Raw genomic sequence first — 12,799 nt, 5'->3', positions numbered from 1 at the left:
AAATGGCCACTTGCTGTTCACCTCTTTCGCTTTATACCAATGAAAAAGCTTTACTCCGATGAAAGGCTTTACACCAATTAAAAGGGACAAAATGTGAAAAAGCTTCTTTGCTTAGTATTATTGGCATGTTTTTTTGCTCCAATGACATACGCACGTGACTTCTATATTTCAGACAAACTTTTTACTTATGTGCATTCAGGCCCAAGTAATGACTACCGAATCATCGGAAGCGTTGATGCTGGCGAAGTAATTAAAGTATTAGGCCGTAATAACTCAACAAATTTCACTCAAATTTTAGACAGCAAAGGTCGTAAAGGTTGGGTTGAGAGCAAGTATGTGACTCAAGATGTCAGCATGGCGGTTCGCATGCCAGCTCTTGAAAAAGAGTTAGCGGCAGTAAAAGAAAAGTTAAGCAATGCTCAAGAGACATCTGATACTGAAAAGTCAGGCCTGATAAACTCTCTAGAATTAAGCAAAAAGCAAATCACGGACTTGGAAACTAACTACCGTGAAATCAACCAACAATTAGCCGACTCTCAAGAAGAAGTTCGTGCTCTACGAGCAAAAATTGATACTCAAAAAGAAGACCTATTACTTCGCTACTTCATGTATGGTGGTGGTGTTGCTGGCCTAGGTTTATTGTTTGGTTTGATTCTTCCACACATCATTCCTCGTCGTAAGAAAAACCCTGGTGGCTGGGCTTAGTCGACGAACAATAAACAGTAAAGAAAGACAAAAAAAGTGCGCCTATCAAAGGCGCACTTTTTGTTTTCCATCCGTCAGCTGAAACGAAATTATTTCTCTAACTTTTCTTCCATCTGCGCATTATCAACAATATGGCTCTCACCAATATCTTTCGGTAGTACTTGGTTAAGAATAATTGCAACGATACCGCATAGGCTTACCCCTTGCAGACTAAACTCTCCAACACCAAATGCCATTCCACCAATACCAAATACCAGTGTCACCGCCACAATCACTAAATTACGCGACTTATGTAAATCTACTTGGTTTTTGATCAAGGTATTTAACCCCACTACCGCAATCGAACCAAATAATAAGATCATAATGCCGCCCATGACAGGAACCGGAATAGTTTGCAATACTGCCCCTAATTTGCCAACAAACGCTAGGACTAAAGCTGTGATTGCCGCCCATGTCATAATCACTGGATTAAATGCCTTGGTTAGCATAACCGCACCGGTTACTTCAGAGTATGTCGTATTCGGTGGTGCACCAAACATAGCCGCCGCCATTGTCGCGACACCATCTCCAGTCATTGTTCGATGCAGGCCTGGCTTTTTCATATAATTCTTACCAGTAACATTCGAGATCGCTAAAATATCCCCGACATGCTCCACTGCCGGCGCAATCGCAACTGGAATCATAAAGAGAACGGCATTGATGTTAAATTCCGGGAACGTGAAATTCGGCATTGCCACCCAAGCAGCTTGATGAACGGGAGTAAAATCCACCACACCAAAAAATAAACTCACGATATAACCGGAAACAATCCCACCTAAAATAGGTACTAATTTAAAGAAGCCTTTTCCCATTACACTTAAAAAGATAGTCACAATCAAAGAAGTGGCAGAGATCCATAACGCAGCATCATGAATCACAATTTGCGTACTACCATCCCCACTTTTACCTAACGCCATATTAACCGCAGCAGGTGCCAGCCCTAGGCCAATCACCATGATCACAGGACCTACGACCACTGGAGGTAATAATTTATGAATGAAACCGCTGCCTCGTACTTTAATGATCGCGCCTAATACGACATACACCGCACCAGCCGTCATCAATCCCCCCATTGTACTTGCCACCCCCCACGCTTGGATTCCGTACATTATGGGAGCAATAAAAGCGAAAGAAGAGGCAAGAAAAATGGGAACGCTTCGTTTGGTGATAACTTGAAAAATCAATGTGCCAATACCAGCACCGAATAACGCAACACTAGGATCTAACCCGGTTAAGAGAGGAACGAGTACTAACGCCCCAAATGCTACGAATAACATTTGAGCGCCTTGTAATATCTGGAACATACGCAGCCTTAATCCTTTATAAAAAACAAACCGACGAATTCTAGCACTAAAACACATCTTATTGCGGAAACATTTTTAGGTTATTTGCTGCTATCTCCATAAAGAAATCGTTTATCTGAAAGTAAAAATAAAAATAGCGCCCTAGTTAGAGTCGCTATTTTTATTCGATAAATTCAATGCCAATCTAAAGCGATTAGCCGCCCCACTCATACAAGGCTGGAATTTGCAGTTGTTGATTATCAAACGTCACAATTAAGCTACCCGGTAGAATTTGATCCAATTTAACTAATTTATTGATCACCCATTCACCTTCATGAATCTCCTTTCCATTTACTTTAATCCAGCGACTTTGCGGTTTAGATGAATACATATGGGTTTCAAAATTCATTTTAGGTAAACGGCCTCGATAATCACGCTCATGCCCCACCAAATTAATGGCGTTTTCAGGTTTACTTGGCATCAACGTCGCTTGCTTTGTTGATTGAACCTGACTTGGATGCTTTTCTAATGCAGATTGAAAACGCTGAGCGAGTTCTGGCGACAAACCTGATAGGTCAAGATTATCGACATTCCAATCTTGGTTTGACGACTGGCTAAAATCAATTTGGTCGGTTTTAATCCGCTTTCCTTCAGAAGTATGATTAGTTGGTTTCACCTTAGGTGACAGTTTCGGTTTAGGTGGAATGATAACCTTAGGTAACGGCGCGAGAGCGGTCAATTCGGGATAGGATAAAAGCCTCGCCACTGGAGTATTAGCCTCAAAAGTCAGCAATGACGCATTACGTTGGCCATCATTAATTGATGGCGCATCTACGATACCTCTGGTTAATTGCTGATAAACCAATAAAGCACATATCGCGATGATAGGAAGTAGAACCAAACTTGGTATCAGCCACCAGCGTGTCGTTTTGACCGTTTGAAAACTACCTTGTGAGGATAAGTGAGAGGGCGCGATTTGGGCTTGATAAGCCTGCTCTGATTGCTGAAGCGCTTTCATAACCTCTGACATTACTGATTCCCCACCGTCGATGAGCGAACATGCTCTAAGACATTAGGAGCCTTATGATTCACATAGCTATCTAGCAGCATTAATGTTCTTTTCCCTGCGATACCATCTACGTTAATACCTTGCCACATTTGAAATGCCTCAACTTTGTTCTTCACTCTTTGGTCAAACTCATCGCGCTCTTGGGCCGGTTCACCAAGTACTTGAGACAATAGCTTATTCAACTTTTTCACTTCCGGGCCTTGCGAATTAAGTTTCAAGGTTTGATCCGCTAAATCGCTATACCACAACAACTGGAACTCTCCCATCCAATGTTGTTTCAGCCATTCGATAGGAACTTCAACTCTTTTGTTTGCCAACAATAATTGTGCATGCTCGCCAGACAGTTTGTATAAAATGGCAAAATAAGAGTGATATTGATCTTGTAGCGTAAGCATGGCGGGTCGGTTAATCACCGCAAGATCATTCAAACTTCCAGAATCTTGATAACAATACAAATTGGCACGTTCGGCTTGCTGACAGTTTGCTTCATCATTCGACACATCGTACCCCCATAATGCCAACATGGTTTGCATTGCCGCTATCGGGTTATAACTCTTACTAATCAAAGGTTCTATAATATCGCTTACACCATTCTCCAGAGAATCTGCTTGCTTCTGTGTATTGGTTGAAGGCTGGTCTCGCTCTTTGTTTTCTACTAAAGATGGCGTGATTGCGGTATTTGGCAGTTTCAATTGACGGTCATGATTCCAACTCGACAACCCAACCCATATCCCGGCCGCTAACAGCGCGCCAACAGATAAACTGGCGACATAAGTAAGCCAAGGTGATGCTTTTTTTTGGGAAGTTTGAACACCATTCAATGCGGGATTAGTACGCCCAATCGGACGTTGAAAGCTCATGACATCTTCACAGGCTTTTTCCGCTATCGCAGGCGATATATGAGCCTCTCCGCTGTAATAGGCATAAAGCATGCATTTGTCACACACTAAATTAATTAGACGTGGGACGCCTTGAGTCTGTTTAGCGATAAGTTTGACGGCTTTAGGTCCGAATACTTCATATTGCCCACCAGCCACATGCAAACGAAATTGAATATATTGAGCCACTTCATCCGTGGTCAAAGGCAATAAATGATAACGACCAGTAATACGTTGAGCCAATTGACGTAGTTCTTCTGTTTGCAGTTTATATTGCAATTCAGGCTGACCAATTAAAAGCACTCTAAGCAGCTTTTGGCTTTCCGTTTCTAAATTGGTCAATAACCGTAATTGCTCCAAGACATCGGCCGATAAGTGCTGAGCTTCATCAATCAACAATAAGGTTTTAATGCCCTTACCATGATTATCGAGCAAGTATTGATAAATCGCTTGAGTGAGTTGTTTAAGGCTGGCGGACTCTTGGTAATGAATTGAAAACTCATCACAAATAGCTTCTAAAAGTTCGCTACTGGTATAGGTTGGATTTAATAGCAGTCCAGTCTTAATCGTCGAATCTAAGACCGAAAGCAACGCTTTAGAAACCGTGGTTTTTCCTGTACCAACTTCGCCAGTCAATAACGCAAATCCACCACCGCCACCAAGGGCAGCTTGTAAATGGTTCATCGCTTCTCTGTGTCGAGCACTCAGAAAAATATAACGAGAGCTAGGAACGATCGTGAATGGCAGTTCTAATAAACCAAAAAAATCCTTGTACATGAACACTCTCAAACCAGAAGAAGAAAAGCTATCGATAGCTAAAATCAGATGCTTTAAACTACACCAATAACGCCTAAATTTATACTTACAGACGCCTTCAACGTGGCTAAGTTCAGGTTTATTGCTAAAATGCGGATAAATCTGACAACAAAAGGGAAGTACCGTGGATATTTATCTGGTAGGCGGCGCTGTTCGCGACCAACTGCTTGGAATCCCAAGTTACGATAAAGACTGGATGGTGGTTGGTAGTAGCCCACAAGAAATGCTCGCTCAGGGCTTCCGGGCGGTCGGGCAGGATTTCCCGGTATTTCTACACCCAGACACGCAAGAAGAGTACGCACTTGCTCGTACCGAGCGTAAATCGGGCCAGGGTTACACAGGCTTTGAATGTCATTATGCTCCCGATGTCACACTGGAAGATGATTTGGCCCGCCGAGATCTCACTATTAATGCGATCGCCCAATCTTCCGACGGTACTTTGCATGATCCTTATGGCGGAGAAAGCGATCTTCATAACCGAGTATTGCGTCATGTTTCTCCAGCATTTAGTGAAGACCCACTACGAGTATTACGCGTGGCTAGATTTGCCGCCAAACTACAACCGCTCGGTTTCACAATTGCCACCGAAACCATGGTTCTCATGCAACAAATCGTCGATTCAGGTGAATTACAACATCTCACCGCTGAGCGAATTTGGCAGGAATGGCAAAAGTCTCTCAGCACCAGTGAACCGCAAGTCTTTCTTGAAATATTGAAACAATGTGGCGCTCTTGCCGTTATTTTACCGGAAATAAACCGATTATTTGGCGTCCCACAGCCGAAGCGATGGCACCCTGAAATTGATACCGGTATTCATACCTTAATGGTTGCAAAACAAGCTACCCTACTTAGCCCCAATCTAGCGGTCAGGTTTGCAGCCCAAGTCCACGATCTTGGTAAAGGCGTGACACCTGAATCAGAATGGCCAAGCCATAAAATGCATTGTCATACCGGCATTAAATTAATCAAACAACTTTGCCAACGCCTAACGGTACCCAATGAATACCGTGACTTAGCATTATTAGTTTGTCAGCATCATTCCAATATCCACCGGACATTGGAACTAAAAGCATCCACAGCACTCAAATTGCTCAATCAAATCGACGCTTGGCGCAAGCCACAACGTTTTGAGCAAATATTATTATGCTGTCAGGCTGACCACCAAGGACGCTTAGGGTTAGAGTCGATGCCTTATCCTCAAGCAAAACAGATGCGTGATTATTATCAAGCCGCCGTTGAAATTGATGTTCAATCAATTATTACTCAAGGGTTTAGTGGTAGAGCTATTCGAGATGAATTAGACAAACAACGAATTGAAGCAATTGAGAAAGTAAAACTGTGCTTATAATCCCCTGTATAAAATATGGGAACCAACTTACAATACGCGCAAATTTTTAACCACCACATTATTTAACTAGGGATACCCACTTCCAATGACCATTTTTGATTCCATTGTTCTCGGAATAATCGAAGGAATTACTGAGTTTTTACCCATTTCATCGACAGGACACATGATTATTGCTGGAGACTGGTTAGGCATTGCCAATACCGACACCAATCAAGCTTTTGAAGTGATTATTCAAGTGGCCGCCATTTTGGCCGTTATCGCCAACTATAAAGAAAAATTTCACCTTAAATACTTCTCTCTTTGGGCCAAAGTCGCGGTTGCCTTCTTACCGATTGGTATCATTGGCTTTCTAATGAGTGATGTCGTTAAAGCGTTATTTAGTGTGACGATTGTAGGCGTCATGTTTATCGTCGGAGGTATTATTTTTATTGTGGTCGAACGCTACTATAAAGAAGAGGAATGCCCAACCACTGACGTCAATGATGTATCGATGCGACAAGCAATGTGGATTGGTTTTTCTCAGATCTTCGCCTTAATCCCAGGAACAAGTCGAGCGGGATCAACCATTATTGGCGCGATGCTCGTTGGCCTGAATCGTAAAACCTGTGCGGAATTCTCCTTTTTATTAGGCTTACCGGTTTTAGCCGCCGCATCTGGTTATGATTTACTAAAACATTACCAAGAGTTCACCTCTGCAGATTTTACTAACCTTGCTGTTGGGTTCGTCACCGCATTTATTGTTGCCTATTTTGTGATCAAGTGGTTCATCAGTTTCCTAGCGAAATTCACCTTCGTTGGCTTTGGAATTTACCGTATTTTGTTTGGTATGTTATTACTTGGCATGGCTTGGACTTAATCAAAGCAGTTCGAAAACATAAATGAAAAGGGCGTGATACCGTTAAGTGTCACGCCCTCTTTATTTTTATCTTTATCTCATCGATAAATATTTAACAAGCAAAATCAAAAGGCACCGCTTGCAAACTACCTTTGGCTTCAAAACCACGCCACAGCTGCTCAATCGTCCTTCCGTCACCCGGTATCGCCAAATCAGGACATAGTTCATATAACGGCTGCAAAACAAACTCGTAATTAAAAATATCGGGTCTTGGCAAAACCGGCTTCACATTTGAAACCACGCTTCCATACAATAAAATGTCCAGATCTAGCGTTCTATCTTGAAATTTCTGAGCATCAATGGCACGCCCCCATCTCAACTCGATCTTTCGAAGTTGAGCTTGTAATTCAGATAAACTTAATGAGGTCTTTAACTCGAACACTAGATTATAAAAAGCATGGCTATCAAAGCCAACCGGCTGACATTGATAAACCGTAGAAGCCCTTAATTCACCAAGCAAGTTAAGCTCTTCAAAAGCAGCCTTTATATGCTTTTTGGGTTCGAGATTACTACCGACACCAATATAACTAAGCGTCACATTTGACCTCGTTCAATAATCACGCCGACACCTTTTGCTTGAGGAACCGCCCCTGGTTTAATTAAGTGGATTTTAACCCAAGGCACAGAAAAGGTGCTCATAATCAATTCAGCCACTTCTTCCGCCACTCGCTCAACCAATTGAAAGTGGCCATTTTGAATATGATTTAAAACCGCCTGGCTTACTTGGGCATAGTCGAGTGCGTCATTCACATCATCACTTTTGCCAGCTGGGCGGTTATCATGGGCCATTTCAATATTCAGCACCAATTTTTGTTTGATGTCTTGTTCCCAGTCATAAGCCCCAATGGTTGTAATCACTTCTAATTGTTCAATAAATACTTTGTCCAAGGCCATGTTGCTTCCTTTATAAAAATGAATCTTGTTGCAAAAAAATAATGTTGATAATTTCTAAGATTACGACTCATCGGATACCCAAGAGAGATAAAAACACGTAATATGCGGAAAATATACTACAAATTCTCAACCACACACTACCCTCAAGGGAGACTATGAGCATTCTGGCACTTATTTTGATCATTCTCGCCTACTTACTCGGGTCAATTTCGAGTGCGGTTCTGATCTGTCGAATGTGTAAATTGCCCGATCCTCGTCAACAAGGCTCTAAAAACCCAGGCGCCACCAATGTATTACGGGTCGGCGGAAAACCAGCGGCGCTTGGCGTATTAATATGCGACATTTTAAAAGGGATGCTTCCTGTTTGGGGAAGTTACTACCTAGGCATTGAACCTTTAATACTTGGCTTCATTGGGGTTGCCGCCTGCCTTGGTCACATTTATCCCATTTTCTTCCACTTTAAGGGCGGAAAAGGCGTTGCGACTGCAGTGGGTACTATGGCGCCCATTGGTTTTGATTTAACCGGTATGGTCATGGCAACCTGGCTTATCACCTTCTTTTTTAGTCGCTATTCATCGCTTGCCGCTATTGTCACGTCACTGCTCGCACCGTTTTATACCTGGCTAGTTAAACCACAATATACCATTCCTGTTGCAATGCTCTCCTGCTTGATCATTTTTAGACATTATCAAAACATTAAACGCCTAATAGACGGCAGTGAGCCAAAAGTCGACAAGAAAAAATTCTCTTCTCATCACTCCAAATAACCTCTTAAACCACCGTTTTTCGAAAAATTCACCCCAATCATTAAACTAGATACATGAAAAACGGCAGACTAGCTGCCGTTTTTTATCACATGGTCACTTCAACATTTATTCGATTGGCTTCAGTTGATCAATCGGCCAACGAGGCTGAGCTTGAACGGAAAGATCCGTCATTTCACCATTACGCAAACGTTGCATTCCCGCATAGGCAATCATTGCGCCATTATCGGTACAAAATTCAGTACGTGGATAATACACCGCGCCACCTATTTTTTGAGCCAACGCCTCTAATGATAAACGCAGCTGCTTGTTGGCACTTACTCCGCCTGCAATCACGATACGCTTTAGTCCAGTTTGTTCTAGTGCGCGACGACATTTAATGACTAAAGTGTCACATACCGCCTCTTGGAAAGCGTAAGCAATATCCGCTCGGGTTTGTTCATCATTTTCATTCGCGGCAATGGTATTCGCGGCAAAAGTTTTTAAGCCAGAGAAACTAAAATCAAGCCCAGGGCGGTCAGTCATTGGACGTGGAAACCTGAAGCGGCCCTTAGTCCCATTTTCAGCCAACCGAGATAATAAAGGACCGCCTGGGTAGTCTAAGCCCATTAGTTTGGCAGTTTTATCAAAGGCTTCACCAGCGGCGTCATCAATCGACTCCCCTAAAATTTGATACTCTCCAATCGCTTTCACTTCCACCATCATGGTGTGGCCGCCAGAGACCAACAAAGCAACAAACGGGAACTCAGGTGGGTTATCTTCTAACATCGGCGCTAAAAGGTGCCCTTCCATATGATGAACTGGCACGGCGGGGACATTCCAAGCGTAAGCAAGGCTGCGACCAATCGTCGCGCCCACTAATAATGCGCCCACTAAACCAGGCCCAGCTGTATAAGCAACCCCGTCAATATCTTTAGCGGTTAAACCTGCCTCTTTCAATGCTGCTTTAATCAATGGAATGGTTTTTTTTACATGATCACGAGAAGCCAGTTCAGGCACTACACCACCGTAATCCGCATGTAATTTCACTTGGCTGTATAATTGATGAGACAATAAACCTTGCTCTTCATCATAAATGGCAATGCCGGTTTCATCACATGAGGTTTCAATACCTAAAATTCGCATAGTTATCCCTGTACTTATTGGTACATCGGTTGATTTTTCTAGAATTGAGCGTAATCTTACCGCCTCGGAAAAAATTTAACCAGATCTTCCCTTGATAATGCTTTACAAATGGGTAGCGATCGGATTAAAATTCCGCACCATTTTTGATCTAGCTGATTAATGTCTGGGCTAACAATTGAACAGACTCAACGATCAGCGTTAACGAATAACCCCTGAGGTGAAAGGCATATGCCAGTAGTTAAAGTACGTGATAACGAACCGTTCGACGTGGCACTACGTCGTTTCAAGCGCTCTTGCGAAAAAGCAGGTGTTCTTTCTGAAGTGCGTCGTCGTGAGCACTATGAGAAACCAACAACTGTACGTAAACGCGCTAAAGCAGCGGCTCAAAAGCGTCACGCTAAAAAGCTAGCTCGCGAAAACGCACGTCGCGTTCGCTTGTACTAATAACTTAACATCCATAAGGACTTAAGTTATGGCTCTGATTGACCAACTTAAAGATGAGCAAAAGTTAGCGATGAAAGCCAAGGACAAAGCGCGCCTTGGCACAATCCGTTTAGCTCTATCAGCGATTAAGCAACGTGAAGTTGACGAAAGAATTACACTTTCAGATGATGACATTCTTGCGGTCCTGACTAAAATGGTTAAACAGCGTCGCGATTCTGTTACGCAATATGAAGCTGCAAATCGTCAAGATCTTGCAGATGCTGAAAAAGCTGAGATTACGGTTCTAGAGGAATTTATGCCTCAACCGCTTACCGATGAAGAAGTATCGACTTTAATTGATAAAGCCATTACTGAATCAGGTGCTGCGGGCATGCAAGACATGGGGAACGTAATGGGGGTATTAAAACCTCTACTTCAAGGACGTGCAGACATGGGTAAAGTAAGTGGCTTAGTTCGTTCTAAGTTAGCTTAATTTTCCCTGCTTAAATTAAAACAAGCCGTGCACTTCTTTGAAGTTGCACGGCTTGTTTGTATGTGAAAGGATGAAGGTTACTAGTCCCTAGTTTCGAGGAAATACGTATCTAAGAAACGTTAATTTTTCGACAACAAACCGCACTGCAATAACCAATGAGCATAGAACTACCTTAGCCTAGGAACTAGGAACTCAATTCTCATTTACCCAAACTTAAAATTCATTAAGAGTTTAAACTTTATATGGCAGGACACATCCCACGTAGTTTTATTGATGACCTTCTTGCTCGAGTTGATATCGTTGATCTTGTTGATCCTCGAGTCAAATTAAAGAAGCAAGGGAAGAACTACGGCGCATGTTGCCCGTTTCATAATGAAAAATCCCCTTCTTTTATTGTCACCCCCGATCGTCAAACCTATCACTGCTTTGGCTGTGGTGTTCATGGTAATGCTATCGATTTCATGATGGAATACGAGCGTCTGGAGTTCGTGGAAGCCATTGAAGAATTGGCAGGCATGATTGGGCTCGATGTCCCTAGAGAACAACGCAGCGGCGGTAATTTTCAAAATAACGCCCCTCGTGTCAATGCAGAACAAAAGCGTAATTTATACGATTTATTGGGAAGTATTAGCCAATATTACCGGTCTCAATTAAAAGTGGCGGCCAATAAACCAGCAATCGAATACCTTAAAAACCGCGGTTTATCTGGTGAAATAGTTCAGAAATTTGGTATTGGTTATGTCGCTGATGAATGGGATAACGTTCGCAAAAATTTTGGCCAACAAAAAGCGGTTCAGGATATGTTGGTTGAAGGCGGGATGTTAATTGAAAACGATAAAGGAAATCGCTACGATCGCTTCCGTGGCCGTATTATGTTCCCGATTCGCGACCGTCGAGGGCGTGTTATTGGTTTTGGTGGCCGAGTATTAGGTGATGAAAAACCGAAATATCTAAACTCCCCAGAAACACCAGTATTCCATAAAGGTAAAGAGCTTTATGGTCTGTACGACGTCTTACAAAGCCACCGTGAACCACCACAAATTTTAGTGGTCGAAGGTTATATGGATGTCGTAGCATTAGCGCAATATGGGGTAGATTACTCAGTTGCAGCACTGGGAACATCCACCACTGGCGATCACATGCAAATGCTCTTTCGTCAAACCGGAACCGTCGTATGCTGTTACGATGGTGACCGTGCAGGCCGGGAAGCGGCATGGCGTGCGATGGAAAATGCATTACCGTATTTAACCGATGGCCGACAATTGAAATTTATGTTCTTACCAGACGGTGAAGACCCCGATTCTTACATCCGTGAATATGGTAAAGAACAATTTGAACAACAGGTATTTCATGCAACATCCTTGTCTGAGTTTTTATTCTCAACCTTGATGCAACAAGTGGATACCAGCAGTAATGAAGGCAAAGCAAAATTAACGTCGTTGGTAGTACCAATGATTGAAAAAGTGCCTGGTGGAACATTGCGTCTATACTTGAGAGACTTACTCGGTAAGAAACTCGGGTTACTTGATGAACGTCAGCTACAGCAATTAATTGCTAAAGATAGCCAACCGCAATCAACACCACAACCACATAGAGAGATAAAACGAACACCGATGCGGTTAGTTATCGCATTACTTTTGCAAAAACCCAGCTATGCTGAATTAGCACCAGATTTAGAGACAATACGTCATATAGACTTACCCGGATTAAGTTTATTATTAAATGTACTTGATATTTGTCGAGAAAATCCCCATATCAAGTCTGCCCAGTTAATTGAACACTGGCGAGATCAAAAAAACGAAGCATTATTATCACGCTTAATGAATTGGGATATCCCACTCAATGATGATAATGAACAAGATGTATTTTTAGACACATTGGATAAAATACTTGCCCAATGTGTTGAAAAGCAAATTGAAACATTGCAAGCGAAAGAAAGAAGCTCCGGCTTATCAGTCGAGGAAAAACGGGAGTTGCAAGATCTTATTCTTCAACGTCCTTAGTTCAGCATCGCCCCAAGTAAAAATGTTCTTGAGTGGCGAGCAATGTTTAAATTTGTTATAATTG

Annotated in this window: 13 protein-coding genes; 7 read left to right on the top strand and 6 right to left on the bottom strand. The window is 42.5% G+C overall.

Annotated features, from left to right (window positions below):
- Positions 1–93: 93 nt before the first annotated feature.
- The gene (locus tag VRUMOI_RS02460; RefSeq protein ID WP_089138256.1) at positions 94–705 is read left to right on the top strand and encodes a TIGR04211 family SH3 domain-containing protein; all 612 of its coding nucleotides are present in this window, start codon (positions 94–96) and stop codon (positions 703–705) included.
- 89 nt (positions 706–794) lie between these two features.
- On the opposite strand, the gene VRUMOI_RS02455 is transcribed toward VRUMOI_RS02460, so the two are convergent.
- The 3 genes from VRUMOI_RS02455 to VRUMOI_RS02445 all read right to left on the bottom strand — a co-directional run bounded on the left by VRUMOI_RS02455 (position 795) and on the right by VRUMOI_RS02445 (position 4,751).
- Positions 795–2,048, bottom strand: a complete 1,254-nt coding sequence (locus VRUMOI_RS02455; RefSeq protein ID WP_089138257.1) for a uracil-xanthine permease family protein — start codon at positions 2,046–2,048, stop codon at positions 795–797.
- 193 nt (positions 2,049–2,241) lie between these two features.
- Positions 2,242–3,057: a general secretion pathway protein GspB gene (locus VRUMOI_RS02450; protein ID WP_089138258.1), complete on the bottom strand. Its 816-nt coding sequence runs from the start codon at positions 3,055–3,057 to the stop codon at positions 2,242–2,244.
- Positions 3,057–4,751 carry an ExeA family protein gene (locus VRUMOI_RS02445; RefSeq protein ID WP_089138259.1) on the bottom strand — a complete coding sequence of 565 codons (1,695 nt, stop codon included), beginning with the start codon at positions 4,749–4,751 and terminating at the stop codon, positions 3,057–3,059. Before VRUMOI_RS02445 ends, VRUMOI_RS02450 begins: the two co-directional genes overlap by 1 nt.
- Positions 4,752–4,914: 163 nt before the next feature.
- Between VRUMOI_RS02445 and VRUMOI_RS02440 the strand changes: the two genes are divergently transcribed.
- Both VRUMOI_RS02440 and VRUMOI_RS02435 read left to right on the top strand, forming a co-directional pair.
- Positions 4,915–6,138: a multifunctional CCA addition/repair protein gene (locus VRUMOI_RS02440; RefSeq protein ID WP_089138260.1), complete on the top strand. Its 1,224-nt coding sequence runs from the start codon at positions 4,915–4,917 to the stop codon at positions 6,136–6,138.
- An 85-nt stretch (positions 6,139–6,223) separates the two neighbouring features.
- Positions 6,224–6,994, top strand: coding sequence for an undecaprenyl-diphosphate phosphatase (locus tag VRUMOI_RS02435; protein ID WP_089138261.1), 771 nt, complete (start codon positions 6,224–6,226; stop codon positions 6,992–6,994).
- Positions 6,995–7,085: 91 nt separating this feature from the next.
- Here VRUMOI_RS02435 and folK read toward each other — a convergent pair whose 3' ends face one another.
- Positions 7,086–7,571, bottom strand: a complete 486-nt coding sequence (folK, locus tag VRUMOI_RS02430; RefSeq protein WP_089138262.1) for a 2-amino-4-hydroxy-6-hydroxymethyldihydropteridine diphosphokinase — start codon at positions 7,569–7,571, stop codon at positions 7,086–7,088.
- Positions 7,568–7,927 (bottom strand): dihydroneopterin aldolase, encoded by a 360-nt coding sequence (gene folB / locus VRUMOI_RS02425; protein WP_089138263.1) that lies wholly within the window; start codon positions 7,925–7,927, stop codon positions 7,568–7,570. The genes folK and folB overlap by 4 nt, the downstream gene beginning before the upstream one ends.
- A gap of 155 nt (positions 7,928–8,082) precedes the next feature.
- Between folB and plsY the strand changes: the two genes are divergently transcribed.
- The gene (gene plsY / locus VRUMOI_RS02420; RefSeq protein ID WP_089138264.1) at positions 8,083–8,694 is read left to right on the top strand and encodes a glycerol-3-phosphate 1-O-acyltransferase PlsY; all 612 of its coding nucleotides are present in this window, start codon (positions 8,083–8,085) and stop codon (positions 8,692–8,694) included.
- 105 nt (positions 8,695–8,799) lie between these two features.
- Here plsY and tsaD read toward each other — a convergent pair whose 3' ends face one another.
- Positions 8,800–9,816 (bottom strand): tRNA (adenosine(37)-N6)-threonylcarbamoyltransferase complex transferase subunit TsaD, encoded by a 1,017-nt coding sequence (tsaD, locus tag VRUMOI_RS02415; protein WP_089138265.1) that lies wholly within the window; start codon positions 9,814–9,816, stop codon positions 8,800–8,802.
- A 228-nt stretch (positions 9,817–10,044) separates the two neighbouring features.
- Between tsaD and rpsU the strand changes: the two genes are divergently transcribed.
- The 3 genes from rpsU to dnaG all read left to right on the top strand — a co-directional run bounded on the left by rpsU (position 10,045) and on the right by dnaG (position 12,735).
- A complete protein-coding gene (gene rpsU, locus VRUMOI_RS02410; RefSeq protein WP_017024921.1) occupies positions 10,045–10,260 on the top strand; it encodes a 30S ribosomal protein S21 in 216 nt (71 codons plus the stop codon).
- A 28-nt stretch (positions 10,261–10,288) separates the two neighbouring features.
- Positions 10,289–10,732, top strand: a complete 444-nt coding sequence (locus VRUMOI_RS02405) for a GatB/YqeY domain-containing protein (RefSeq protein ID WP_089138266.1) — start codon at positions 10,289–10,291, stop codon at positions 10,730–10,732.
- 242 nt (positions 10,733–10,974) lie between these two features.
- Positions 10,975–12,735 (top strand): DNA primase, encoded by a 1,761-nt coding sequence (gene dnaG, locus VRUMOI_RS02400; protein WP_089138267.1) that lies wholly within the window; start codon positions 10,975–10,977, stop codon positions 12,733–12,735.
- Positions 12,736–12,799: the final 64 nt, after the last annotated feature.

Source organism: Vibrio rumoiensis (assembly GCF_002218045.2).
Classification (GTDB): Bacteria; Pseudomonadota; Gammaproteobacteria; order Enterobacterales; family Vibrionaceae; genus Vibrio; species Vibrio rumoiensis.
Note: the sequence above shows the minus strand (reverse complement) of the source record. Positions and strands in the feature narration are given on the sequence as shown.